The organism is Piscinibacter defluvii (assembly GCF_004011805.1).
Taxonomy (GTDB): Bacteria; Pseudomonadota; Gammaproteobacteria; order Burkholderiales; family Burkholderiaceae_C; genus Piscinibacter; species Piscinibacter defluvii.
Window position 1 is genome coordinate 284,134 of sequence record NZ_RCHJ01000006.1, and the last position, 24,017, is coordinate 308,150.

Sequence of the window (24,017 nt, forward strand, 5' to 3'; positions counted from 1 at the left end):
GCCCGCGTGAACCCCTCCGACTCCCCCGCCGGCCGCCTGCGGCGCGCCCCCGAAGGCTTCATCGACCGTGGCGGCGTGCGCACGGTGTTCCAGGAGGCCCGGCAGGGCCGGCGCGACTTCATCCGCTCGGCCTTCGCCGCCGCCGCGGCCGGTGCCGCCGCACCCGCGGCGCTGGGCCAGGCCAATCCGCTGCCCGCCGAAGGCGGCGACCCGAACATCCTGCAGCTGCCCGAGCACAGCAAGGGCCTGGGCCTGCCGGTGGCCACCGAGGGCTACGGCAAGCCGTCGAAGTACGAGGTCAACGTGCAGCGCCGCCCGAGCCCGGGGCTGACGCAGACGGCGCAGGCCTCGGTGTCGTTCGCGCCGCTGCAGTCGCTGTTCGGCATCGTCACGCCGGCCGGGCTGCACTTCGAGCGCCACCACCAGGGCTGGTGGGACGTCGACCCGTCCAAGCACCGCCTGATGATCAACGGCTCCGACCCGTCGCTGCTGAAGCGCCCGATGGTCTTCGCGATGGACGAGATCATGCGGCTGCCCTCGGTCTCGCGCTTCCACTTCATCGAGTGCGGCGCGAACACCGGCATGGAATGGGGCAACGTCGCGGTGCCGACCGTGCAGTACACCCACGGCATGCTGTCGTGCAGCGAGTTCACCGGTGTGCCGCTGCGCGTGCTGTTCGACCTGGCCGGCGTGGACTACAAGCGTGCCCGCTACGTGCTCGCCGAGGGCGCCGACGGCTCGTCGATGACACGCACGATCCCGATGGAGATGGTCGAGTCCGGCGAGGTGCTGGTGGCCTACGGCCAGAACGGCGAGATGCTGCGGCCCGAGAACGGCTACCCGCTGCGCCTGGTGGTGCCCGGCGTGCAGGGCGTCAGCTGGGTCAAGTACCTGCGCCGCCTCGAGGTGGGCGACCAGCCCTGGGGCGCCAAGGACGAGGTGATCCACTACGTCGACCTGATGCCCGACGGCCGGCACCGCCAGTACACCAGCATCCAGGAGGTCAAGAGCGTGGTCACCACGCCCTCGGGCGGCCAGGTGCTGCTGGACAAGGGCTTCTACAACATCTCCGGCCTGGCCTGGTCGGGCCGCGGCCGCATCAAGCGAGTCGACGTGTCGGTCGACGGCGGGCGCAACTGGCGGCAGGCCCGGCTCGAGGGGCCGGTGCTGCCCAAGTGCCTGACGCGCTTCAACCTCGACTGGGTGTGGGACGGCAAGCCGGCCGTCGTGCAGAGCCGCGCCACCGACGAGACCGGCCATGTGCAGCCCACCTACCGCCAGCTGCGCGCGGTGCGCGGCACACGCTCGATCTACCACAACAACGCGATCCAGTCCTGGCTGGTGCAGGAAAGCGGCGAGGTGAAGAATGTTCAGCTGTCGTAGGCTGATCGGCGCGGCGCTGCTGGGTCTGGCCGGCGCGGCCATGGCACAGGCGGGCTACCCGGGCATCGGCCGCGCGGCCACGCCGAAGGAGGTCGCGGCCTGGGACATCGACGTGCGGCCCGACTTCAAGGGCCTGCCGAAGGGCCAGGGCAGCGTCGCGCAGGGCCAGGACCTCTGGGAGGCCAGGTGCGCCTCGTGCCACGGCATCTTCGGCGAGTCGAACTCGGTGTTCTCGCCGCTGGTGGGCGGCACCACCAAGGACGACGTGAAGACCGGCCGCGTCGCGCGCCTGACCGACCCGGCCTTCCCCGGACGCACCACGCTGATGAAGGTGTCCACCGTCTCGACGCTGTGGGACTACATACACCGTGCGATGCCGTGGAACGCGCCCAAGTCGCTCTCGCACGACGAGGTGTACGCGGTCACCGCGTTCATGCTCAACCTGGGCGGCATCGTGCCCGACGACTTCGTGCTCAGCGACCGCACGATGGCGCAGGCACAGGGCCTGCTGCCCAACCGCAACGGCACGACCACCGACCATGCGATGTGGCCCGGCACCAAGGGCCGCAAGCCGGATGTCCAGGGCAGCGCCTGCATGAGCAACTGCGCCGCCGAGCCGCAGCTCGCGTCGTTCCTGCCCGACTTCGCCCGCAACGCACACGGCAACCTGGCCGAGCAGAACCGGATGGTCGGTGCGCAGCATGGCGCGGACACGACCCGGCCCGCCGGCACGCCGCCCGCGCCCGCCGCCACCCCGGCAACCGCCGCTGCCGCGCCAGCCGCCCTCGGGCTTCTGGGCAAGAACGGCTGCAGCGCCTGCCACGCGCAGGACAGCAAGCTGGTCGGCCCGGCGCTGCGCGACATCGCCCGCAGGCATGCCGGCCGCGCGGATGCGGTCGAGTACCTCACCGGCAAGATCCGCGGCGGCGGTGCCGGCGTGTGGGGCGAGATCCCGATGCCGCCGCAGACCCTGCCCGAGGCGGACGCGCAGGCGATCGCCCGCTGGCTCGCCGAGGGAGCCAAGAGATGACGCGGCGCACGTTCCAGCGCGCTGTGCTACATACGCGCACCGTGCCTTGCAGGGTTCGCACCGCTGCCCGCCCCATGCGGCCTGACTACGATCGAGAGTGACAAAGGAGTTCGAATGACAACCCGCCGTGAAATGCTCGCGCGCAGCGCATCCGTCGCCGCCGCACTGGCCGGCCTGGGCCTGCTGCCCACTGCCGCCCGGGCCGACTGGTCGCAGGCCGCCTTCGATGCCAAGACCATGGCCGACCTGACCAAGGCCCTGGGCGTGGCCATGCCGGCCGAGAGCAAGGACGTGACCATCACCGGCCCGGACATCGCCGAGAACGGCGCCGTGGTGCCGGTCGGCGCCGCGACCACGCTGCCCAACGCCAAGCGCCTGCTGCTGCTGGTCGAGAAGAACCCGTCCATGCTGGCCGCGGCCTTCGACCTGAGCGATGCCGTCGAGCCCAACCTCTCGACGCGCGTGAAGATGGGCCAGTCGTCCAACGTCATCGCGGTGGCGATCACGGCCGACAACAAGGTCTTCTTCGCGCAGAAGGAGATCAAGGTCACGCTCGGCGGCTGCGGCGGCTGAGCCTGGACCCCTCACGAACCCAAGGAGAACAGACATGGCAGACCCGATGCGCATCCGCGCGCAGGCCAGCGGCGACAAGGCCACCGTGCGCGTGCTGATGAGCCACGAGATGGAAACCGGCCAGCGCAAGGATTCGGCCGGCAAGACGATCCCCGCCTGGTTCATCCAGGAAGTCACCGCGGCCCACAACGGCAAGACGGTGATGACGGCCCAGTGGGGCCCGTCGGTGGCGAAGAACCCGTTCCTCCAGTTCAACGTCAAGGGCGCCAAGGCCGGCGACAAGATCTCGATCAGCTGGAAGGACAACCGCGGCGACACCCGCACCGACGAAGCCACCGTGAGCTGAACCGATGAGGACGCTGCTCGTCACCCTCGTCGCGCTGGCCGCCGGGCCGGCGCTGGCCCAGACCAAGTCCGCCGCCGACGGCATCGCCGAATACCGCGCGATGCTCGCCGACGGCAACCCGGCCGAGCTGTTCGAGGCCAAGGGCGAGGACCTGTGGAAGAAGAAGCGCGGCCCGAAGAACGCCTCGCTGGAGCAGTGCGACCTGGGCAAGGGCCCGGGCGTTGTGAAGGGCGCGTTCGTCGAGCTGCCGAGGTACTTCGCCGACACGCAGCGCGTGCAGGACCTGGAGTCGCGCCTGCTGACCTGCATGCAGACGCTGCAGGGCCTGGACCCGGCCGAGATCGCCAAGACCCCGTTCGGCCGCGGCGAGCAGGCGAACATGGAAGGCCTGGTGGCCTGGATCTCGGCCGAGTCGCGCGGCATGAAGATGAACCTGCCGCAGGGCCATGCCGCCGAACGCACCATGTACGAGGTCGGCAAGCGTGCCTTCTTCTTCCGCGGCGGGCCGCACGACTTCTCCTGCGCCTCGTGCCACGGCGAGGACGGCAAGCGCATCCGCCTGCAGGACCTGCCCGACCTGACCAAGAACCCGGGCAATGGCATCGGCTTCGCCGCCTGGCCGGCCTACCGCGTCTCCAGCGGCGAGCTCTGGGGCATGCAGCGGCGGCTGAACGACTGCTTCCGCCAGCAGCGCTTCCCGTACCCGGGGTATGCCTCGGACGTGACGATTGCGCTGGGCGTCTACATGGGCGTCAACGCCAAGGGCGCGGAATCGATCGCGCCGTCGATCAAGCGCTGAACGGGAACCCGATCCGATGCGAATCACCCTCCTCCTCGCCGTCACCCTCGTGGCCGGCTGCGCCACCGCTCCCTCGCCGCAGGAACTCGACCGGCTCGCGCTCACCACCATCCAGACCTCGTTCCGCGACCAGGGCATCGCCAAGGTCGACCGCCTGAAGCAGGACCTCGGCCAGGCCGCCTGCTCCTCGCCCACGCCGCCCGCGGACGACGTGGCCAAGCGCATCGAGGCCGAGGCGCTCGCCTCGGTGAAATGGCCCGCCGGCGGCCAGTACCTGGGCGACTGGCGCGAGGGCGAGAAGCTGGCGCAGAACGGCCGCGGCATGACCTGGACCGACACCAGCGCCGAGCCCGGCGCCAACGGCGGCAACTGCTACAACTGCCACCAGATCAGCAAGCAGGAGATCTCGTACGGCACCATCGGCCCGAGCCTCTACAACTACGGCAAGATCCGTGGCGTGAAGGACCCGGCCGACCCCGCGACGGCCGCGATCGTGCAGTACACCTGGACCAAGCTCTGGAACAGCAAGGCCTACGCCGCCTGCTCCAACATGCCGCGCTTCGGCCATGCCGGCCTGCTCAACGAAACGCAGATCCGCCACCTGATGGCGCTGCTGCTGGATCCGAAGTCACCGGTCAACCAGTGAGCCACCTCCGGCCCGCTTCGGCGGGCTTTTGCGGGCCCTGAACATCAGTCAATACTTATGAGTCTGAGCAAACGCGAGTTCCTGCAGGTGCTGGCCAGCGCCTCGGTGGCGGGCCTCGCGCTGGCCCGCCACGCCGAGGCCGATGCGGCGCAGGCCGAGGCCGCGCTGTACGAGCTGCCGCGCTTCGGCAACGTCTGCCTGCTGCACATGACCGACTGCCATGCGCAGCTGCTGCCGATCCGCTTCCGCGAGCCGAACGTCAACCTCGGCATCGGCGCGATGGCCGGCGAGCTGCCGCACCTGGTGGGCGAGGCGCTGCTGAAGAAGGCCGGCCTGCGGCCGGGCACGCCGCAGGCCCATGCCTACACCTACATCGACTTCGAGACCGCCTCGAAGCGCTACGGCAAGGTGGGCGGCTTCGCCGAGCTGGCCACCCTGGTCAAGCGCCTGAAGGCGAGCCGGCCGGGCGCGCTGCTGCTGGACGGCGGCGACACCTGGCAGGGTTCGGCCACCTCGCTGTGGACCAACGCGCAGGACATGGTCGACGCCTGCAAGCTGCTCGGCGTGGACGTGATGACCGGGCACTGGGAGTTCACCTACGGCATGGAGCGGGTGAAGGAGATCGTCGAGAAGGACCTCAAGGGCCGCATCGATTTCGTCGCCCAGAACGTCAAGACCACCGACTTCGGCGACCCGGTCTTCGCGCCCTACGTGATCAAGGCGATCAACGGCGTCCAGGTCGCCATCGTCGGCCAGGCCTTCCCGTACACGCCGATCGCCAACCCGCGCTACATGGTGGCCGACTGGAGCTTCGGCATCCAGGACGACAACCTGCAGAAGGTGGTGGACGAGGCGCGCGGCAAGGGCGCGCAGATCGTCGTGGTGCTGTCGCACAACGGCATGGACGTGGACCTGAAGATGGCCTCGCGCGTGCGCGGCGTCGACGCCATCCTCGGCGGCCACACGCACGACGGCATGCCCGTGCCGGTGCGGGTGAAGAACGCGGGCGGCTCGACGCTGGTCACCAACGCCGGCAGCAACGGCAAGTTCCTCGGCGTGCTCGACCTCGACGTGAAGGACGGCAAGCTGGCCGACCTGCGCTACACGCTGCTGCCGGTGTTCTCCAACCAGCTGCGGCCCGACCCGGAGATGGCCGCGCTGATCCAGCGTGTGCGCGCGCCCTACGAGGCGAAGCTGGCCGAGAAGCTGGCCGTCAGCGACGCGCTGCTGTACCGCCGCGGCAACTTCAACGGCAGCTGGGACCAGCTGATCTGCGACGCGCTGATCGACGCGCAGCAGGCGCAGATCGCCTTCTCGCCCGGCTTCCGCTGGGGCACCAGCCTGCTGCCCGGCGAGGTGATCACGCGCGAGCTGCTGATGGACCAGCTGGCGACGACCTACTCCTACGCCACGGTGACGCCGATGACCGGCGAGACCATCAAGACGGTGCTGGAGGACGTGGCCGACAACCTGTTCAACCCCGACCCGTACTACCAGCAAGGCGGCGACATGGTGCGTGTGGGCGGCCTCACGTACGCCATCGAGCCGGGCGCGAAGATGGGCTCGCGCATCCACGACATGCGCCTGGACGGCAAGCCGATCGACGCGGGCAAGAGCTACAAGGTGGCCGGCTGGGCGCCGGTGGCCGAGGAGGCCAGGAGCGCCGGCAACAAGCCGGTGTGGGAGGTGGTCGAACCCTGGCTCAAGGCCAAGGGCAAGGTCGCGCCGCGGCCGCTGAACACGCCACGCCTGATCGGCGTGCAGGGCAATCCGGGCATCGCCTGACACCGAAGGAGACGCGCATGATCCGACGCACGCTGCTCGCCGCGCTGCTGGCCACGGCCACGCTCGGCGCCTGGGCACAGGACAGGGTCGTCTACCACATGGACGACGCCGAGCAGCAGGCCCTCAAGGGCCTGCGCAACGTGAAGAACCACCTCGACACCGACCCCTCGGCGCAGATCCTCGTGGTGACGCATGCCAACGGCGTCGACTTCCTGATGGAAGGCGCGAAGGACCGCAACGGCAGCCCGTACGCCGGGCCGGTGGCGGCGCTCGTCGCGCGCGGCGTGAAGTTCGAGGTCTGCGAGATCACGCTGAAGAACCGCGGCCTCAAGAAGGAGCAGTTCCTCCAGGAGGCGGAGTTCACGCCCTCGGGCGTGGTGCGCCTGAGCAAGCTTCAGCACCAGGGTTACGCCTACATCAAGCCCTGAGGTCCGCATGCTCGACGCCGCGCTCGACCGCTTCGGCCAGGCCCCGGTGCTGGCCGCCGGCGGGCTGGCCATCGGCATGCTGTTCGGCTTCTTTGCGCAGCGTTCGCGCTTCTGCCTGCGCGCGGCGGTGATCGAGTTCGCGCGCGGGCTGCTCGGCGGCAAGCTGACGGTCTGGCTGTTCGCCTTCGCCACCGCGCTGGTGGCCACGCAGGGGCTGATCGCGCTCGGGTGGCTCGACGTCGGCAGCGCGCGGCAGCTGGCCGCGCGCGGCAGCCTGTCGGGCGCGGCCGTCGGCGGCGCGCTGTTCGGTATCGGCATGGTGCTGGCGCGCGGCTGTGCCAGCCGCCTGCTGGTGCTGGCCGCGCAGGGCAACCTGCGCGCAGTGCTGTCGGGCCTGGTGTTCGCCGTCAGCGCGCAGGCCGCCTGGCAGGGCGCGCTCGCCCCCTGGCGCGAGCACATCAGCACCTGGTGGACGGTCGAGGGCGGCAGCGCGCGCGACCTGACCGTGATCACCGGCCTGGGCCGCGGCGGCGCGCTGCTGTTCGGCGCCATCTGGCTGGTGGCGGCCATCGTCTGGGCACGCCGGCAGAAGGTGCCGGCCTGGGGCTGGGCCGGCGCCGTGATGGTCGGCCTGGCCGTCACCGCGGCCTGGTGGTTCACCGGCACGGTGGCCGCCACCTCGATGGAGGCCGCCGCGGCGCCGATCCAGAGCCTGACCTTCACCGGCCCCTCGGCCGAGCTGCTGGTGCGCGTGCTGTTCGCCCCCGACCGGGCGCCCGGCTTCGACATGGGACTGGTACCCGGCGTGTTCCTCGGATCCTTCGTCGCCGCCGCGCTGTTCGGCGAGCTGAAGCTCGAAGGTTTCGAGGGCGGTGCCAGCATGCGGCGCTACCTGGTGGGCGCGGTGCTGATGGGCTTCGGCGGCATGACGGCCGGCGGCTGCGCCGTCGGCGCCGGGCTGTCCGGCGCGGCGGTGTTCACCGTCACCTCGTGGGTCGCCCTCGGCGCGATGTGGCTCGGCGCCGCGCTGACCGACCGTCTGATCGACCAGCGCGGCCTCGAGGCCGCGCGAGCGAACCTGGGCGACCAGCCGGTGCCGGCCAGTCGCGCCTACCGTTGAGGAGTGTTGCCGTGTTCCTGCCGCTGCGCCCGCTCGCCGCCCTGGCCGCACTGCTGCTGGCCGCACCCGCACCGGCGGCCGACCTGACACGCGCCGTCGAGATCGTCGAAGGCAAGTGCTTCATCTGCCACGGCGCCGAGGGCGAAAGCTCGAGTCCGGTGTTTCCGCGCCTGGCCGGCCAGCATGCCAGCTACGTGGCGCGCCAGCTGGCCGACTACCAGAGCGGCCGGCGCAAGAACGACACGATGCAGTCCATGGTCAGCGACCTGAACGCGGAGGACTTCCGCCTGCTGGGCATGTACTTCGAGTCCAAGCCCACGCGCGCCCACCCGGTGGCCGACCCCGAGCTCGCGCAGGTGGGGCGCTTCGTCTACAACCGCGGCAACCCGTACTCCGGCGTGGCCGCCTGCGCCGACTGCCATGGCGCCGCCGGCCACGGCACCGACAAGCTGCCGCGCCTGGGCGGGCAGCATGCGCAGTACGTCGAGACGCAGCTGAAGAAGTTCTCGCAGCGCGAGCGCACCAACGACAACGCCGTGATGCACACCATCGCCTCCAAGCTCACGGAGCTGGAGCTGAAGGCGGTGGCGGCCTACGTCAGCGGGCTGCAGTGATCGTTCAGAGCGCCAGCGAATCGGTCCAGATGTTCTCGGCCCAGGACAGCGCGTAGCGTGCCTCGACCTGGTTGGCCGCGACCGAGACGCCACCCGCGCCCTGCACCGGCAGCACCACCTTCTGCTCGGCGTTGTACTGGTGCACCGAGGCGACGTGGATCACCTCGCGCGCGCTGACGAAGCTGTAGCAGGTGTTCATCACCACCGGGGTCTGGTTCACCGGCTCGCCCTTGAGCAGCTGGATGATCGCCGCGGCCGCCACCTTGGCATGCTGGTTGGCCATGTGGCCCGACTTGGGCATGGTCGGCGCCGGGAAGATCGCGTCGCCGAGCACGTGCACGCCGGGCAGGGCGGTCGATTCCATCGTCAGCCAGTTCACCCCGGCCCAGCGGTTGTTGACGTTCACCAGCCCCGCCTTCACCGCGATGTCGGCGGCGCGCTGCGGCGGGATCGCGTTGATCACGTCGGCCCGGATGTCCTCGAACTCGAACTTGGCCACGCCGCCCGCGGCGTCGACCTCCTTCAGCTCGGCGTTCGGCCGGTACTCCAGCAGGCCGGCGTAGCGGTCCTTGAAGGCCTTCTCGAACAGCGCCTTCTTCGACTGGATCTCCGGGTTCCCGTCCATCACCAGCAGCTTGGACTTCGGCTTGGCCTCCTTCAGGTACGAGGCCACCACGCAGGCCCGCTCGTAGGGCCCGGGCGGGCAGCGGTACGGCACCTTCGGGATCGCCAGCACGAACACGCCGCCGTCCTTCATGGCCTCGATCTGGCGGCGCAGCGCCACGGTCTGCGGGCCGGCCTTCCAGCTGTGCAGCACCTTCTCCTGCGCGGCCGGCGTGGCCAGGCCGCCGATGCCCTCGGCGATGAAGTCGATGCCGGGCGAGACCACCAGCCGGTCGTAGGCCAGCGCGCTGCCGTCGGCCAGGCGCACGCTCCTGGCGGCGGCGTCGATCGCCGTCACCTCGCCCTGCACCACCTTGACGCCGGCGGCCTTCAGGCCGTCGTAGCCGCGCGTGACGTCGGCGATCTGTTTGTAGCCGCCGAGCACCAGGTTGCTGATCGGGCAGGAGACGAAGCTCGGGTTGCGCTCGACCAGCGTGACGTCGACGTTGCCGCCCCACAGCTTCAGGTAACGCGCGGCGGTGGCGCCGCCGAAGCCGCCGCCGACGACGACGACGCGGCCGATCGACGGGCCGCCCGAGGTGGTGGCGCAGCCGGCCAGCGACACTGCGGCCAGCGAGGCGCCGGCACCGAGCAGGCGGCGGCGCGAGAACGATGCGTGGTTCATGGTGGGCTCCCTCACTGCGCCGGCTTCTGGGCCGCGTAATAGGCCGCGATCAGCTTGAGCTGCTCGTCGGTGTAGCCCTTGGCGATCTGATGCATGATCGTCGCGGGCTGGGCGCCGCTCTTGAAGTCGGCGATCTGCGCCAGGATCTTCTCGGCCGCGACGCCGGCCAGCGGCTTCACGTCATTGCCGCGCGCGTTGCCGTTGGTGCCGTGGCAGTTGGCGCAGGTGGCGGCGAGGTTGCGCGCCAGGTTCGCGTCCTGGGCCGCGCTCCAGGGCGCGACGCACATGAGTGCGGCCGCGGCCGCGAGGGAACGAAGGGGCATGGGGGGTCTCCTCGTCTGGGTCCGGGCCGGATTGTGGTTCAGGCGCGACCGCCGGCGTGTGCGGGTTGATGCGCTTGCGTTGGAAGCAAAGTCGGCCTTCAAATATCACTACATTCGAATGTAGTGTTCTTATGCGAACCGATAGCAGCGTGCAAACCCTGGGGCGAGCGCTCGCGGCCGGGCTGCTGGCGGCGGCACTGTCCACCCGCGCCCACGCGCAGGAGCGGCCCGTGCCGGTGCCGGTGGCCGGCGGCGCGTGGATGGTGCAGGGCCAGTCGGCGCTGGGCTCGGCCGCCAACCGCAACTTCATCTCCAACGCCGGCGTGGTGGAGACGAGCGACGGGCTGGTGGTGATCGACGCGCTCGGCTCGCCGACCCTGGCCGAGGAGCTGCTGGCCGCGCTGCGCACGCTCTCGCCCAAGCCGGTGACGCACGTGATCGTGACCCACTACCACGCCGACCACATCTACGGCCTGCAGGCCTTCAAGGCCGCCGGTGCACAGGTGATCGCGCACCGCGCCGCCCTCGAGTACCTGCACTCCGACACCGCGGCGCGGCGCCTGGTGGCCAGCCGCGACGAGCTGTTCCCCTGGGTCGACGAGACGACCCGCCTGGTCGAAGCCGACCGCTGGATCGACGGTCCGACCCGGCTGACGCTGGGCGGCGTGGCGTTCGTGCTGCAGCCGGTCGGCCCGGCGCACACGCCGGAGGACCTGGTGGTGCACGTGCCGGCGCGGCGCGTGCTGTTCGCCGGCGACCTGGTGTTCCGCGGCCGGGTGCCCTTCGTCGGCCTGGCCGACAGCCGTCAGTGGATCGCCTCGCTCGAGACCCTGCTCGGCTTCGCGGTCGACGTGGTGGTGCCCGGCCACGGGCCGGCCTCGACCAGCGCGCGTGCCGACCTCGAACTGACACGCGACTACCTGATGCACCTGCGCCGCACGATGGGTGAGGCGGCGCGTAACATGGAGCCCTTCGAGGAGGCGTATGCGCGCACCGACTGGTCGCGCTTCGAGGGCCTGCCGCTCTTCAAGGCCGCGAACCGGATCAACGCGTACAACACCTACCTGCTGATGGAACAGGAGTCGAAGTGATGCGCCGCCGCCAGGTGCTGATCGCCGCCGGCGCGCTGGCCGCGCCGGCCGTGCCGTGGGCCGCGCCGGTGGCGCCCGGCGAGCCGGTGCGCTGGCCGGCGGTGACGCTGCTCGACGGCACGCCCTGGCAGGCCACGCCCGGCCAGCCGCTGGTGCTGGTGTTCTGGTCGCTCACCTGCCCGTTCTGCCAGCGCCACAACGTGCACGTCGAGAAGCTGCACCGCGCCGCGCACAGCCAGCCCGGCCCGGGCGTGCTGGGCGTGGTGCGCGAGCGCGACGCGGCCGCGGTGCGGCGCCACATGGCGCAGCGCGGCTGGACCTTCCCGGTGACGCTGGACAGCGATGCCCTGGGTGCGGCGCTCGGCGCGCGCCGCGTGGTGCCGCTGACCGTGGTGGTCGATGCGCGCGGTCGGCTCAAGCAATCCATCCCCGGCGAGATGTTCGAGGAGGACGTGATGGAACTGATGGAGCGCGCCGCATGAAGCGGCTGCTGCTGGCGGCCGGCATGCTGTTCGCCGGCGCGGCGCTGGCGCAGGCGCCGCAGCGCCTGTTCGACGGCGCCGACCTCGCGCTCGGCGAGCGGCTGCTGAAGGAACACCGCTGTGCCGAGTGCCATGCACGCCGCGTCGGCGGCGACGGCTCGGCCATCTACCGCCCGGCCGGGCGCATCAACAGCGCCGCGCGCCTGCGCGGCATGGTCGACTACTGCAGCACCGAGCTCAACCTCGGGCTGTTCCCGGAAGACGTCGACGCGGTCGCCGCGGCACTCGACCGCGACCACTACCACTTCGAGCGCCGGCCCGGCGGGGGGGCGAAACGATGAGCGGCCTTCCGACCAACGGCGGCGCGCGCGACGAGGCCGACGAGGTGTTCGAGTCCGCCGCCGAGCTGTTCGGCCTGTTGTCGACGCCGATCCGCCTGAAGCTGCTCTCGGCGCTGTGCCACGGCGAGCGCAACGTCTCCGAGCTGCTGGCGCAGATCGACACCACGCAGCCCAACCTGTCGCAGCACCTGGCCACGCTGTACCGCGCCCAGATCCTGGCGCGGCGCCGCGAGGGCACGCAGATCTACTACCGCATCGCCAACCAGAAGGCCGTCACGCTGTGCCGCGCCGTCTGCACGCAGATGGCGATGGAGATGGCCGGCGCGGCCGACCTGCCCGACGACGAGCGCCTGCTGCCGGCCCGGCGCGGCCCCGCCAACGCCTGATCGCGGGGAGCCCGGGGGCGCGGCGGCGGGCAGAATGCGCGGCGCTGCGTCCGATCCGGCCATGCCCCTGCGCCCCGCCCACCTCCTTGCCGCCGCCGGCCTCGCTGCCGCCGGCCTGGCCGCGCATGCCGCGCCGGCCGAGCAGGTGGTCGGCGGCATCGACGGCGTGATCTTCGTGTGCCAGCCGATCGACGCCAAGAGCGTCAAGCCGGGTCAGGACCTGCTGCAGCGCGCCGTCGAGCAGCGCCGGCTCGACCTGGCGGCGATCCGCCGCAGCGAGGCCTACCGCGGCGCCTACAACGCCGAGGTCAACCGGCTGCTCTCGATGCCGCCGCGCGAGCGGCTGGCGGCCTGCCAATCTGCCTGGTAGTGCCTGGCAGGCCGCCCGGCAGCGCCTCGTCACGCTGCCGTCGCCGGCACGACACGCCGGCGTCATGCGCCGCGGCCAGCATGCGGGCATGCAGATCCTCGAGCTCCGGCGCCCAGGCGCCCTGCCCCCGCCTGCCGCCCGGCGGGAACCGGCCGCCGCACGGCTGGAGGCCGTCTGGGCGCATGACGTCGACGAACTGCGCGCCGCGCAGCGCCTGCGCTGGCAGGTGTTCGCCGAGGAGATGGGGGCGCGGCTGCGGCCGCCGCCCGGCACGCCCGTCGGCCACGACGCCGACCTGTTCGACCCCTTCTGCGAGCACCTGCTGGTGCGCTGCGCCGCCACCGACACCGAACCGGCGCGTGTGGTCGGCACCTACCGGGTGCTGACACCCGATGCGGCGCGCCGGGTCGGCGGCCTGTACAGCGACACCGAGTTCGACCTGACCCGGCTGCGCGCGCTGCGCGGCTCGCTGGCCGAGCTGGGCCGCTCCTGCGTGGACCCGGCCTGGCGCAGCGGCGCGGTGATCCTGCTGTTGTGGTCCAGCCTGGCGGCCTTCATGCAGCGCAACGGCCTGCGCCACATGATCGGCTGCGCCAGCGTCTCGATCGCCGACGGCGGCCACACTGCAGCCAGCCTGTGGCAGCGCCTGCAGCGCGAGCATCTCGCACCGCTCGCGCAGCGCGTGCACCCGCGCCTGCCGCTGCCGGTGGACGAACTGCGCGGCGACCTCGCGGTGGAGCCGCCACCGCTGATCAAGGGTTACCTCGCCTGCGGCGCCCGGGTGCTCGGTGCCCCCGCCTGGGATCCGGACTTCGGCACCGCCGACCTGCCGCTGCTGCTCGACCTGGCCGACCTGCCGCCGGCCTACCGGCGCCGCTTCCTCGGCCCCTGATCCGTCGCGCCGGCGGTGCTCCGTACACTGCCCGCATGCGCTTCCTCCTCCTCGCCGCCACGCTGCTGGCGGCCGGCTGCAGCCATGTCACCGCGCCGCCGGGGCCGGTGCCGGTGCGCCTCATCGCGCTGAACGACTTCCACGGCCACCTGCAGCCGCCCGGCCGCTTCGGGGTGGACAACCTGGTGCCGGCCGAGCAGCGCCCGCTGGTCGGCGGCGCGGACGCAGTGGCCGCCAAGGTGGCGCAGCTCAAGCAGGGCCAGTCGAACACCGCGGTGGTGGCAGCGGGCGACCTGGTCGGTGCCTCGCCGCTGGTCTCGGCGCTGTTCCACGACGAGCCGGCCGTCGAGGCGCTGAACCGCATCGGGCTGGAGTTCAGCGCGGTGGGCAACCACGAGTTCGACCGCGGCGCCGCCGAGCTGCTGCGCCTGCAGCGTGGCGGCTGCCGCCGGCTCGGCGACGGGCGCGACGCGAGCAGCTGCCGCGGCGCCAGCGCCGGCACGCCGGTGCCTTTCGAGGGCGCACGCTTCCAGTGGCTCGCCGCCAACGTGGTGCAGCGCGCCGACGGCGCGACGCTGCTGCCGCCCTTCGGCGTGAAGGCGTTCGACGGCGTCCCGGTGGCCTTCATCGGCATGACGCTGCAGGCCACGCCGAGCATCGTCACGCCGCGCGGCGTGGCGGGGCTCGAGTTCCGCGACGAGGCCGACACCGTGGCGGCGCTGGTACCGGCACTGCGCGCGCGCGGCATCGAGGCGATCGTCGTGCTGCTGCACGAGGGCGGCGTGCAGAGCGGCGCGCGCGCTGCGCTCAATGCCTGCGAGGGCCTGCTGGCCGGCTCGCCGCTGGCGCGCATCGTGGCCCGGCTCGACGACGCGGTCGACCTCGTGATCAGCGGCCACACCCACGCCGCCTACAACTGCCGGCTGCCGAACGCGGCCGGCCGGCCCGTGCCGGTGACCAGCGCGAGCGCCTTCGGCCGGGTGCTGACGCGCATCGACCTGCAGCTCGACCCGCTGACGCGCGACGTGCGCGCGGTGCAGGCGGAGAACCAGCTGGTCGAGCGCCCGGCCGACGGCCTGCAGGCGGCCGCGCCGGTGCGCACGCTGGTCGAGGCCTATGCGGCGCTCGCCGCGCCGCTGGCACAGCGCGTGGTCGGCAGCATCGCCGCCGACGTGCCGGCGCAGGCGGTCGATGCCGCGTGCAACATGCCCGCCGGCGAGCTGATCGCCGATGCGCAACTCGCCGCCACCGCGGCGCCGTCGCTCGGCGGTGCCGAGGCGGCGCTGATGAACCGCGGCGGGGTGCGCCAGCCGGGCTTCGTGCACGCCGGCAGCCCCGCGGGCGAGGGCGACGGTCGTGTCACCTGGGGCGAGCTGTTCACCGTGCAGCCCTTCGGCAACAGCCTGGTGACGCAGACCTTCAGCGCCGCCCAGCTGCGCGAGCTGCTCGAGCAGCAGTTCGCCGGCTGCCGCGGCCAGCAGCCCGGCGCGACGCGGCTGCTGATCCCCTCGGCCGGCCTGCACTACACCTGGGACGGCGCCCGCCCCTGCGGCGAGCGCATCCGCGAACTGCGGCTGCGCGGCGAGCCGCTGGTGGCCGACGGCCGCGTGACCGATCCGCAGCGGCGCGTGCGGCTGACCGTGAACAGCTTCCTGGCCGGCGGCGGCGACGGCTTCGGCGTGCTCACCGAGGGCCGCGACGCGCTCGGCGGCGCGCAGGACATCGACGCGCTGGCCGAGCACCTGGCACGTTTCCAGCCGCCGCAGCCGCCCTACGACCCGCGGGCGCAGAACCCGGCCGGGCCGCGCATCCGGCGCGCCGGCGGCGGCACGGCCTGCCCGACCGGCGCCGACACCAATCCCTGAGCGCGCCCGGCGCCGGCGGTCAGGCCGCTTCCAGCTTGAAGACGCGCACCGCATCGGCCAGGCTCTGGGCTTGGTGGCGCAGGCTCTCGGCCGCGGCGGCGCCCTCCTCCACCAGCGCGGCGTTCTGCTGCGTCACCTGGTCGAGCTGCGTGACCGCGTCGTTCACCTGGCCGATGCCGCCGGCCTGCTGCGTGGTCGCCGCGCTGATCTCGCCGATCAGGTCGGCCACGCGCCGGACCTGACCGACCACGTCGGACATGGTTGCGCCGGCTTCGCCCACCAGGCGCGAACCCGCGTCCACCCGGTCGCCGCTGGCGCTGATCAGGGCCTTGATCTCCTTGGCCGCCTCGGCGCTGCGTTGCGCCAGCGAGCGCACCTCGCCGGCCACCACGGCAAAGCCGCGCCCCTGCTCGCCCGCGCGGGCCGCCTCGACGGCCGCGTTGAGCGCGAGGATGTTGGTCTGGAACGCGATGCCGTCGATCACGCCGATGATGTCGGCAATGCGCTTCGAGCTCTCGCTGATGTCGCGCATCGTGGCGACCACCTGCGACATCGCCGCGCCGCCCTTCTCGGCCGCCTGGCTGGCGCTGCCGGCCAGCTGATTGGCCTGGCGCGCCGTGTCGGCGTTGTTCTTCACCGTCGAGTTGAGCTGCTCCATCGAGGCCGCGGTCTGCTGCAGGTTGCTGGCCTGCTCCTCGGTGCGCTGCGACAGGTCGGCGTTGCCGGTGGCGATCTGCGTCGAGCCGGTGGCGATCGAATCCGACGCCGAGCGCACCTGCGTGACCACCGCCGACAGCCCCTGCTGCATCTGGCCGAGCGAGGCCAGCACGCTGTTCCCCGGGGCGCGCCCGGCCCCCTCGACCGGCGCCAGGTCGCCCCGCGCCACGCGCTGCGCCACCGCGGCCAGCGCGGCCGGCTCGGCGCCGAGCGCGCGGGTGATGCCGCGCGTGATCAGCAGCGCCAGGGCCGTCGCGAACAGCACCGCCAGCACGCAGGCGGCGATCAGCCCGTTGCGCTGGCGCGTGTAGTCCGCCTCGGCGCGCGCCACCTCCGCGCGCCCCTGGGCGGTGCCCTCGGCGATGTACTCGTCGGTCGCCTTCAGCAGCGCGGTCAGCAGCGGCCGGCATTCCGCGTTCATCGCGGTGATCGCCTCCTCGTGCTTCCCGCTCGTCGCCAGGCCGACGATGCGCAGCGCGACCGCGCCGTACCTGGCCTCCACCCGTTCCACCTCCGCCAGCAGACTGCGCTCGCGTTCACCCACGCCCGGCGTCTCGGCCAGCAGGCGCCTGAGTTCGGCGATGCTGCGCCCGACCTTCTGGTGGGCCGCCTCGATGGCGGCCTTCTCGCGCTCCCGGTCGGCCGGGCTGTGCACCAGCACCAGGTTGCGCGCGCCGATGGCGCGTGCGTTGGTGGCGTCGAGCACGTCGTTGGCCACGGTGAGCCGGACGGCCACGTCGTTCACGTAGCCGGCATAGTTGGCGTGTGCCCCCGACAGCGCCTGGATGGCCGCGGCGGACAGCAGCAGCACGATGCCGGCCAGGAAGCCGAAGCCCCCCAGCAGGCGCGCACGAACACTGAATCGGTCGAACCTCATCACGAAGACCCTTTGTTGGTAGGAGACAAGAACCGACGGACACTGACGGCCGTCTACCGACGCCCTTATCGGCCCAACAAAGAATCGCTGAAGAGATTTATTCTCGATTGATCAAACTGATGGCCTGACACGCCCCATTTTGGGGAATTGTCCGCAAGCGGCACCGGATCCCGGTCGCCGGCCCTGTTCAACCCGGCTTGCCGTCGGCCCGCGGGCGGCCGAACCAGCGGCCGTAACGCAGGGCCCAAGCCACCACGGCCAGCGCCCAGACGAGGCCGGCGCCCGCCAGCAGCGCCGGCTCGGCGGCCGGCCAGAGCGCGGCCGCCACGCGCAGCAGCGTGGCCGCCTGCAGGGCCCAGAACAGCGCCCAGGCCAGGTCGTCGGCCGCCAGCGTGCGGCCGCCGTGGCCGCAGGCCACGCGGGTGGCCATCGCCAGCAGCAGCGAGCCGAAGAAGCCCATCGTCAGCGCATGCTGCGCCGCCAGGCCGAGGCCGAGCTGCCCGTGGCTGGCCAGCAGCAGCGCGTGCGAGGCGGCGGCCAGCGCGAACGACACCGCGAGCCAGACGAAGCCCAGGTGCAGCATCGCCAGCAGCCGGATCGCCAGGCTCTGCACCAGGCCCCAGCGCAGCGCGAGTGCCGCCAGGCCGAGGGCCGCCGCGGCTTCGAGCACGACACGCGCCCAGGCCGGCGCCGAGGGCATCGGCCACCACCACAGGTCGGCCCAGGCCAGCGGCACCTGCAGCACGAACAGCACCACGAACAGCCCGAGCAGCAGCGTCGGCCGCCAGGCCGCGACGAGGGGCAGCGCGCTGGCGGTGAAGAACGGGATCATGCGGTGCGCCACCGTTACGTAGACCACGCCGACGAAGCCCCACAGCCCGAGCTGCAGTGCGGCGCGCGCGAGGTCCTCGCGCTGCAGCAGCAGGCCGAGCGCGGCGATGGCCAGCGCGGCCACGCCGGCCACGCAGGCCGCGGCGATGACCAGCGCGTGCAGCCGGTCGGGCACGACGCTGCGGCGCACTAGGCCCGCGAAGCGCCACGTGAACGAGGCCCAGCCCCAGGCCACCGCGGCCAGCCCGATGGCAGCCAGGGCCGCCGCGCCATGCACGCCGAGCAGGAACACGCCCCAGCCGGCCAGCGAGGCGAGCAGCGCCGGCGCGAGCACACGCGCATCGACCGGCGGCAGGCCGAGCCACTTCGGCCCGGCCGTGAACAGGAAGCCGGTGAAGAACAGCGGCATGAAACCGAAGGCGAACCACAGCGCATGCGCGAGCCCGCGCGACACCGCCCAGGGCACGGGCCAGTGCAGCAGGTGCGTGGCCAGCATCACCGCGGCCCACCACAGCGCGGACAGCGCCAGCATCAGCGCGCCGGCGAAGAAGCCGAGGCGGTGCGGGGCGTCGAACAGGCGTTGCCAGCGCCAGCGCTCACCGTCGGCCGCGGCGGCGGAAGGGGTGGGCCGGGCCGGGGCCGGCAGCGGGCGGATCGCAATCGTCTTCATGGGCGGCATGCTCGGCACCCGCGGCGGTCATGGTTTTGAGAGTCATCAAGCCCCTGTCGCCCGCAGGCCGCGACCATGTGCACATGGACACGCCCCGTACCGACGACCACGCGCTCGCCCTGCAGGCCCTGAGCGCGGTGCTCGACCCGGAGATCGGCGAGAACATCGTCGAGCTCGGGCTGGTCGAGCGCCTGCTCGTCGATCCGCAGCGCATCGTGCTGCGCCTGGTGCTGACCAGCCCCACCTGCCCGCTGGGCGGCGCCATCGCCGAGGACGCCCAGCGCGCGCTCGCCCAGGCGCTGCCGGGGCGCCAGATCGACATCGACGAGGCCGACGAGGTGATGTGGACCCCCGAACGGCTCAGCGCCGCGGCGCGCCGGCGCCTGGGCTGGGACGATGACCAAGGCTGAACGCGGGCCGTCGGCCGCCGCGCTGCTGCCGGCCCTGCTGGCCGCACTGACGCTGGTCAGCGGCCTGGCCGGCGGCCTGGCTCGGCTCGGTCTGGACCTGCTGCCCGAGCGGGCCAGCGCGCCGCTCGCGCTGCATGGCGCGCTGCTGGTGTGCGGCTTCTTCGGCCTGGTGATCTCGCTCGAGCGTGCGGTGGCGCTGCGGCGCGGCATCGTCTGGGCCGCCCCGGCGCTGGCCGCGGCCGGCAGCCTGGCCGCGCTGGTGCTGCAGCCCGGGCTGGCGGCCGTGCTGTGGCTGCTTGCCGCGCTGGTGCTGGGCGCGGCCTACGTCGGCGTCTGGTGGCGCGAACGCGCGCTGCACACCGCCGTCGAGGGCGCCGGCGCGTTCGCCTGGGCCGGCGGCACGCTGCTGTGGCTGGCCGACCGGCCGTTCGAGACCGTGGTGGCCTGGTGGTGCTCCTTCCTCGTGCTGACCATCGCCGGCGAGCGCCGCGAGCTGGCGCGCTTCGTGCCGCTGTCGGCCTTCGCACGGCGTGCCTACGGGGCCGCGATGGCGCTGCACGGCCTGGGGCTGCTGGGCCTCGCCGCGGGCGTGCCGGGCGCCGGCGCGCTGTGGTGGCTGGCGCAGCTCGCGCTGGCGGCCTGGCTGTGGCGCTTCGACCTCGCGGTGCGCCCCGGCCTCGTGCGCACCGGCTGGACGCTGCACACCGCGCGCTGCCTGCGCCTGGGCTACGCCTGGCTGGTGCTGGCGGCGCTCTGGGGCCTGGCCGGCCTGGCGCGGGGTGCGGCCTTCGGCGCCAGCGGGCCGCTGCACATGCTGCTGCTCGGCTTCGTGTTCGCGATGGTGTTCGGCCATGCGCCGATCGTGCTGCCGGCGCTGCTGCGCCTGCGCCTGGCGGCGCCGGGCTTCCGGCCGTTCGCGCCGGTGCTGCTGATGAGTGCGGCGGTGGCGCTGCGCGCCCTGGCCGAGCTGCTGCAGCAGGCCACGCTGCGCAGCGTGGCGGGGGCGCTGCAGGCGCTGGCGATCGTGGCCTTCGCGGCGCTGATGCTCAGCCGGGTGGAGCGTCGCACGCCAGCACCGCCGCCCCGCTGAGCTGCCCGGCGCGCAGGTCGGCGAGTGCGCGGTTCGCGTCGGCCAGCGGGTACGGCACCGCGTGCACCCGCAGCGGGATCTCGCCCGCGACGCGCAGGAAGGCCTCGCCGTCGGCGCGTGTCAGGTTGGCCACCGAGACCAGGCGCCGCTCGCCCCAGAGGATCGAATACGGGAACGACGGGATGTCGCTCATGTGGATGCCGGCGCACACCACCGTGCCACCCGGCCGCACGGCACGCAGCGCCAGGGGCACCAGCGCTCCGACCGGCGCGAAGATCAGTGCGGCATCGAGCACGAAGGGCGCCGCCTCGTCCGAGCCGCCGGCCCAGGCCACGCCGAGCGCGCGCGCGAGCTGCTGCGCGGCATGGTCGCCGGGGCGCGTGAAGGCGGCCAGCTCGCGGCCCTGCGCCACGGCCACCTGCGCGATCAGGTGCGCCGCCGCGCCGAAGCCGTACAGGCCCAGCCGCGGCGCCTCGCCCGCCATCGCATGGGCGCGCCAGCCGATCAGCCCGGCGCACAGCAGCGGCGCGGCCTCGGCGTCGCTGTAGCGCTCGGGCAGGCGGAACACGTAGCGGGCATCGGCCACCACCTGCTGCGCGTAGCCGCCGCGGATCTGCCAGCCGGTGAAGCGCGCGTTCTCGCACAGGTTCTCGCGCCCGGCGCGGCACGGCGCGCACTCGCCGCAGGTCCAGCCCAGCCAGGGCACGCCGACGCGCTCGCCGATCGCCAGGCCGGTCACGCCCTCGCCCAGCGCCGCGACGCGGCCGACGATCTCGTGCCCCGGCACCACCGGGTGGCCGGGAAACGCGAGCTCGCCGTCGACGATGTGCAGGTCGGTGCGGCACACGCCGCAGCAGCTCACCGCGATGCGCACCTGGCCCGGCGCCGGCTCGGGCAGCCGCTCGTGCAGCACCTGCTGCAGCGGCCGGCCCGGCGCATCGAGCTGCATCGATGCCCACATGGCACGACAACCCGTCAGGCCGGCACCGCCGCGTTCACCGTCAGCAGCCGCTCCATCAGCTCGCGCACGCTGCGGATCTGGTCGCCGAAGGGCAGCGCCCCGGCGCCGCGGAAGAACAGGCCCTTCTTCACGTCGCCGCGCAGCGCGGCGGCGAGCTGGTTGTCGATGCAGAACTGGCCCCAGCCCTTGAGGCCGTCGCGCAGGCCGCATTGCGCCAGGCAGTCGAAGGCCTTGGTGCAGCGCGACTTGGCATGCACCACGGCCTGCAGCTTGTCCTCGATCTTCAGGTAGGCGCGCAGCCAGGGCGTGGCCACCGCACGCGCCGGCAGGCCGGCGACGCTGGTGAACTCGACCATGTCCTCGTCCTTCGCCGCGGCCAGCACCTGCTTGAAGGCCTCGCTCGCGTCGCCTTCTTCGGTGACGGCGAACGGCGTGCCGAGCTGCACCGCGGCCGCGCCGAGCGACTGCAGCCGCGCGATGTCCGCATGCGTGCGGATGCCGCCGGCGGCGATCAGCGGGATCTCGCGTTCGATGCCGGCGCTCCGGAGGAACTCGCGCGAGGCCGGGATCACGTTCTCGAAGTCGAAACGCGGGTCGCCCAGGTCGGCGATCTTCGCCGCGCCCAGGTGCCCGCCGGCCAGGCGCGGATGCTCGATCACGATCGCGTCGGGCAGGCGCTTCTTGCGCTCCCATTTCTTGACGATCAGCTGCACGCCGCGCGCGTCCGACAGGATGGGCACCAGCATGGCCTGCGGGTGCTCGGCCGCGAGGTCCGGCAGGTCCAGCGGCAGGCCGGCGCCGACCACCACCGCGTCGATGCCGCACTCCAGCGCCTTCTTCACCGAGGCGGCGTACTCGGCCACCGCGCGCATCACGTTGATGGCCAGCAGGCCGCGGCCCTGCGAGCGCTCGCGCGCCAGCGCGATCTCGCGCCCGATGGCCTCGAGGTTGGCCGCGTCGATGGCCGCCTTGGCCACCGCGTCGCCGCCGGGCACGGTGGCCAGGCCCTGGGTGCGTTCCATCAGGTCCGGGTGGTGGCGGCGCAGGTCGACCGAGGAGATCGTGCCCACGCCGCCGAGCGCGGCCACGCTGCCGGCCAGCTTGTGCGCCGACACGCCCACGCCCATGCCGCCCTGCACGATGGGCAGCAGGCGGCGCCCGCGCAGCACCAGCGGCGCGAGACCGCTGCGCTCCAGCAGCGCCGCCAGGCGCGGTTCGATGGCGTCGACGACGCCGGGCAGCAAGGGTGGCATGGACAATCCTCCAGCCTGCGACTGTCGGGCTCCGCGGCGGCCGGCCGCTTGACCTCGCGCAACCCGCAGCCGCTTGGGCTCACCGGCCGCGTGACGAAACGAACACCACAATGCGCGGCAGCATGAAGCCCCCCGCTCCCCTGCCGCTCTGGCCGCTGGCGCTGCTGGCGGCGCTGCTGCCGCTGGCCGGCACGGCGCTGGCCTTCGTGCTCTCGGTGCGGCTCGGCCTGATCCCGGACTGCAACCCCTTCCTCGACGGCTGCGTGTCGATCAGTCGCGCCGGGCGCCACGGCCTGCCGAACATCCTGTTCCGCGCCCTGCTGCTGCCCGCCGCGGTGCTGCAGGCGCTGTGCTGGATGCTGTGCACGCCCTGGCTGCACACCCTGGGCCGCGGTGCCACGCGCACGGCGCGCGTGCTGCCCTGGCTCGGCCTGGCGGCGGGCATCTGCCTGGTGCTGTACGGCAGCTTCCTCGGCACCGAGGGCGAGGGCTACCGCTTCATGCGCCGCTACGGCACCGCGCTGTACTTCGGGCTCACCTGCATCGGCATGCTGCTGCTCGCGCAGGCGGTGCGGCAGGCCCAGGTGCACGGCGTCGCGCTCGCCCTGCTGCTGCCCTGCGCCGGGCTGCCGCTGCTCGGTCTCGCGCATGTGCTGCTGCCGCTGGTCTGGCACGACCCGGCGGCCAAGGACGTGCTGGAGAACGTCACCGAGTGGTGGGGCGGCGCGCTGTTCACGGCCTTCTTCGGGGCGCTTGCCTGGGGCTGGTGGCGCACACGCTTCCGCCTGCGGCCGGAAGCCGCACCCTGATCAGGTCAGCGAGCCGAGCTGCCACAGCGCGAAGCCGGCCAGCACCGTCGCGCTGGCGAGGTTGACACGCCGGCGCCAGCGCGCGTCGAAGCGCTCGCGCAGGTGCCCCACCGCGGTGGAGAGGAACAGCCACCACAGCGCCGAGCCGAGCAGCACGCCGAGCACCATCGTGCCCGGCGCGCTGACCGTGCTGCGCCCGGCCAGCGTGCCGAACACGGCGATGAAGGAGAAGATCGTCGCCGGGTTGGAGAGCGTCAGCACGAAGGTGGTGGCGAAGTACTGCCAGCCGTTGCGCGCCGGCGCGGCCTGCGCGGCGCGTTCGGCCGCCGGCGCACGCACCAGGCCCCAGGCCATCCAGAGCAGGAACGCGGCGCCGAACAGCGCCAGCGGCACGCGCGCGGCGACCAGCGCACCGATCAGCCAGCTCACGCCGTAGGCGCCGACGGCGCCGTACACCGCATCGGCCGCGGCCGCGCCGAGCCCGGTGGCCAGCCCGGCGCGCGGGCCATGCTCGAGGCTGCGCTGGATGGTCAGCAGCCCGATCGGGCCGACCGGCGCGGCGATCGACAGGCCGATCAGCAGCGCGGAGGCGAACACGGCGAGCAGGTCCATGAAAAGGACTGTAGGGGAGCTGCGG

At 72.8% G+C, this 24,017-nt stretch carries 27 protein-coding genes; 20 read left to right on the forward strand and 7 right to left on the reverse strand.

Going from position 1 to position 24,017, the window contains the following annotated elements; genetic code table 11:
- Nucleotides 1–6 precede the first annotated feature (6 nt).
- The 10 genes from soxC (at nucleotide 7) to D9C15_RS19045 (ending at nucleotide 8,724) form a co-directional block, all read left to right on the forward strand.
- Complete coding sequence (soxC, locus tag D9C15_RS19000; RefSeq protein ID WP_128000026.1) at nucleotides 7–1,383, forward strand: sulfite dehydrogenase; 1,377 nt, start codon at nucleotides 7–9, stop codon at nucleotides 1,381–1,383.
- On the forward strand, nucleotides 1,367–2,413 hold the full coding sequence (locus D9C15_RS19005) for a c-type cytochrome (protein ID WP_128000027.1): 1,047 nt from the start codon (nucleotides 1,367–1,369) through the stop codon (nucleotides 2,411–2,413). The genes soxC and D9C15_RS19005 overlap by 17 nt, the downstream gene beginning before the upstream one ends.
- A 114-nt stretch (nucleotides 2,414–2,527) precedes the next feature.
- Nucleotides 2,528–2,986 carry a thiosulfate oxidation carrier protein SoxY gene (soxY, locus tag D9C15_RS19010; RefSeq protein ID WP_128000028.1) on the forward strand — a complete coding sequence of 153 codons (459 nt, stop codon included), beginning with the start codon at nucleotides 2,528–2,530 and terminating at the stop codon, nucleotides 2,984–2,986.
- Nucleotides 2,987–3,020: 34 nt separating this feature from the next.
- Nucleotides 3,021–3,332 (forward strand): thiosulfate oxidation carrier complex protein SoxZ, encoded by a 312-nt coding sequence (soxZ, locus tag D9C15_RS19015; RefSeq protein ID WP_128000029.1) that lies wholly within the window; start codon nucleotides 3,021–3,023, stop codon nucleotides 3,330–3,332.
- Nucleotides 3,333–3,336: 4 nt separating this feature from the next.
- The gene (gene soxA, locus D9C15_RS19020) at nucleotides 3,337–4,131 is read left to right on the forward strand and encodes a sulfur oxidation c-type cytochrome SoxA (RefSeq protein ID WP_128000030.1); all 795 of its coding nucleotides are present in this window, start codon (nucleotides 3,337–3,339) and stop codon (nucleotides 4,129–4,131) included.
- Nucleotides 4,132–4,147: 16 nt separating this feature from the next.
- The gene (gene soxX / locus D9C15_RS19025; protein ID WP_128000031.1) at nucleotides 4,148–4,777 is read left to right on the forward strand and encodes a sulfur oxidation c-type cytochrome SoxX; all 630 of its coding nucleotides are present in this window, start codon (nucleotides 4,148–4,150) and stop codon (nucleotides 4,775–4,777) included.
- Between the two features lie 57 nt (nucleotides 4,778–4,834).
- Entirely contained in the window at nucleotides 4,835–6,562 is a 1,728-nt protein-coding gene (soxB, locus tag D9C15_RS19030) for a thiosulfohydrolase SoxB (RefSeq protein ID WP_128000032.1), read from the forward strand.
- Between the two features lie 17 nt (nucleotides 6,563–6,579).
- Entirely contained in the window at nucleotides 6,580–6,990 is a 411-nt protein-coding gene (locus tag D9C15_RS19035) for a DsrE family protein (RefSeq protein ID WP_128000033.1), read from the forward strand.
- 7 nt (nucleotides 6,991–6,997) lie between these two features.
- Nucleotides 6,998–8,110 (forward strand): YeeE/YedE family protein, encoded by a 1,113-nt coding sequence (locus tag D9C15_RS19040; RefSeq protein ID WP_128000034.1) that lies wholly within the window; start codon nucleotides 6,998–7,000, stop codon nucleotides 8,108–8,110.
- An 11-nt stretch (nucleotides 8,111–8,121) separates the two neighbouring features.
- Complete coding sequence (locus D9C15_RS19045) at nucleotides 8,122–8,724, forward strand: c-type cytochrome (protein WP_240668465.1); 603 nt, start codon at nucleotides 8,122–8,124, stop codon at nucleotides 8,722–8,724.
- Between the two features lie 4 nt (nucleotides 8,725–8,728).
- Here D9C15_RS19045 and D9C15_RS19050 read toward each other — a convergent pair whose 3' ends face one another.
- Both D9C15_RS19050 and D9C15_RS19055 read right to left on the reverse strand, forming a co-directional pair.
- Nucleotides 8,729–10,012 (reverse strand): NAD(P)/FAD-dependent oxidoreductase, encoded by a 1,284-nt coding sequence (locus D9C15_RS19050; RefSeq protein ID WP_128000036.1) that lies wholly within the window; start codon nucleotides 10,010–10,012, stop codon nucleotides 8,729–8,731.
- Between the two features lie 11 nt (nucleotides 10,013–10,023).
- Complete coding sequence (locus D9C15_RS19055; RefSeq protein ID WP_128000037.1) at nucleotides 10,024–10,335, reverse strand: c-type cytochrome; 312 nt, start codon at nucleotides 10,333–10,335, stop codon at nucleotides 10,024–10,026.
- Between the two features lie 260 nt (nucleotides 10,336–10,595).
- Between D9C15_RS19055 and D9C15_RS19060 the strand changes: the two genes are divergently transcribed.
- From D9C15_RS19060 to D9C15_RS19090, 7 genes are all read left to right on the forward strand, one after another.
- On the forward strand, nucleotides 10,596–11,426 hold the full coding sequence (locus tag D9C15_RS19060) for an MBL fold metallo-hydrolase (RefSeq protein WP_240668475.1): 831 nt from the start codon (nucleotides 10,596–10,598) through the stop codon (nucleotides 11,424–11,426).
- On the forward strand, nucleotides 11,426–11,908 hold the full coding sequence (locus D9C15_RS19065) for a TlpA disulfide reductase family protein (protein ID WP_128000039.1): 483 nt from the start codon (nucleotides 11,426–11,428) through the stop codon (nucleotides 11,906–11,908). The genes D9C15_RS19060 and D9C15_RS19065 overlap by 1 nt, the downstream gene beginning before the upstream one ends.
- Entirely contained in the window at nucleotides 11,905–12,249 is a 345-nt protein-coding gene (locus tag D9C15_RS19070) for a hypothetical protein (RefSeq protein ID WP_128000040.1), read from the forward strand. The genes D9C15_RS19065 and D9C15_RS19070 overlap by 4 nt, the downstream gene beginning before the upstream one ends.
- The gene (locus tag D9C15_RS19075) at nucleotides 12,246–12,635 is read left to right on the forward strand and encodes an ArsR/SmtB family transcription factor (RefSeq protein WP_128000041.1); all 390 of its coding nucleotides are present in this window, start codon (nucleotides 12,246–12,248) and stop codon (nucleotides 12,633–12,635) included. Before D9C15_RS19070 ends, D9C15_RS19075 begins: the two co-directional genes overlap by 4 nt.
- 61 nt (nucleotides 12,636–12,696) lie before the next feature.
- Nucleotides 12,697–13,005: a hypothetical protein gene (locus D9C15_RS19080; RefSeq protein WP_128000042.1), complete on the forward strand. Its 309-nt coding sequence runs from the start codon at nucleotides 12,697–12,699 to the stop codon at nucleotides 13,003–13,005.
- An 88-nt stretch (nucleotides 13,006–13,093) separates the two neighbouring features.
- Nucleotides 13,094–13,897, forward strand: a complete 804-nt coding sequence (locus D9C15_RS19085) for a GNAT family N-acetyltransferase (protein WP_240668466.1) — start codon at nucleotides 13,094–13,096, stop codon at nucleotides 13,895–13,897.
- 35 nt (nucleotides 13,898–13,932) lie between these two features.
- Nucleotides 13,933–15,762, forward strand: a complete 1,830-nt coding sequence (locus D9C15_RS19090; RefSeq protein ID WP_128000044.1) for a bifunctional metallophosphatase/5'-nucleotidase — start codon at nucleotides 13,933–13,935, stop codon at nucleotides 15,760–15,762.
- 19 nt (nucleotides 15,763–15,781) lie between these two features.
- On the opposite strand, the gene D9C15_RS34505 is transcribed toward D9C15_RS19090, so the two are convergent.
- Both D9C15_RS34505 and D9C15_RS19100 read right to left on the reverse strand, forming a co-directional pair.
- Nucleotides 15,782–17,356 (reverse strand): methyl-accepting chemotaxis protein, encoded by a 1,575-nt coding sequence (locus D9C15_RS34505; RefSeq protein ID WP_128000045.1) that lies wholly within the window; start codon nucleotides 17,354–17,356, stop codon nucleotides 15,782–15,784.
- Nucleotides 17,357–17,543: 187 nt separating this feature from the next.
- The gene (locus D9C15_RS19100) at nucleotides 17,544–18,857 is read right to left on the reverse strand and encodes an NnrS family protein (protein ID WP_128000046.1); all 1,314 of its coding nucleotides are present in this window, start codon (nucleotides 18,855–18,857) and stop codon (nucleotides 17,544–17,546) included.
- A gap of 83 nt (nucleotides 18,858–18,940) precedes the next feature.
- Between D9C15_RS19100 and D9C15_RS19105 the strand changes: the two genes are divergently transcribed.
- A complete protein-coding gene (locus tag D9C15_RS19105) occupies nucleotides 18,941–19,267 on the forward strand; it encodes a metal-sulfur cluster assembly factor (RefSeq protein ID WP_164886781.1) in 327 nt (108 codons plus the stop codon).
- Nucleotides 19,254–20,357, forward strand: a complete 1,104-nt coding sequence (locus D9C15_RS19110) for a DUF8744 domain-containing protein (RefSeq protein WP_128000048.1) — start codon at nucleotides 19,254–19,256, stop codon at nucleotides 20,355–20,357. Before D9C15_RS19105 ends, D9C15_RS19110 begins: the two co-directional genes overlap by 14 nt.
- Here D9C15_RS19110 and D9C15_RS19115 read toward each other — a convergent pair.
- Together D9C15_RS19115 and D9C15_RS19120 are read right to left on the reverse strand one after the other, a co-directional pair.
- On the reverse strand, nucleotides 20,314–21,306 hold the full coding sequence (locus D9C15_RS19115; protein ID WP_240668476.1) for a zinc-dependent alcohol dehydrogenase family protein: 993 nt from the start codon (nucleotides 21,304–21,306) through the stop codon (nucleotides 20,314–20,316). The genes D9C15_RS19110 and D9C15_RS19115 overlap by 44 nt on opposite strands.
- Before the next feature lie 26 nt (nucleotides 21,307–21,332).
- Nucleotides 21,333–22,571, reverse strand: a complete 1,239-nt coding sequence (locus D9C15_RS19120) for an NAD(P)H-dependent flavin oxidoreductase (RefSeq protein ID WP_128000050.1) — start codon at nucleotides 22,569–22,571, stop codon at nucleotides 21,333–21,335.
- Nucleotides 22,572–22,693: 122 nt separating this feature from the next.
- Between D9C15_RS19120 and D9C15_RS19125 the strand changes: the two genes are divergently transcribed.
- Entirely contained in the window at nucleotides 22,694–23,380 is a 687-nt protein-coding gene (locus D9C15_RS19125) for a hypothetical protein (RefSeq protein ID WP_128000051.1), read from the forward strand.
- Here the strand turns inward: D9C15_RS19125 and D9C15_RS19130 are convergent, their stop codons facing one another.
- The gene (locus D9C15_RS19130; RefSeq protein ID WP_128000052.1) at nucleotides 23,381–23,992 is read right to left on the reverse strand and encodes a LysE family translocator; all 612 of its coding nucleotides are present in this window, start codon (nucleotides 23,990–23,992) and stop codon (nucleotides 23,381–23,383) included.
- Nucleotides 23,993–24,017: the final 25 nt, after the last annotated feature.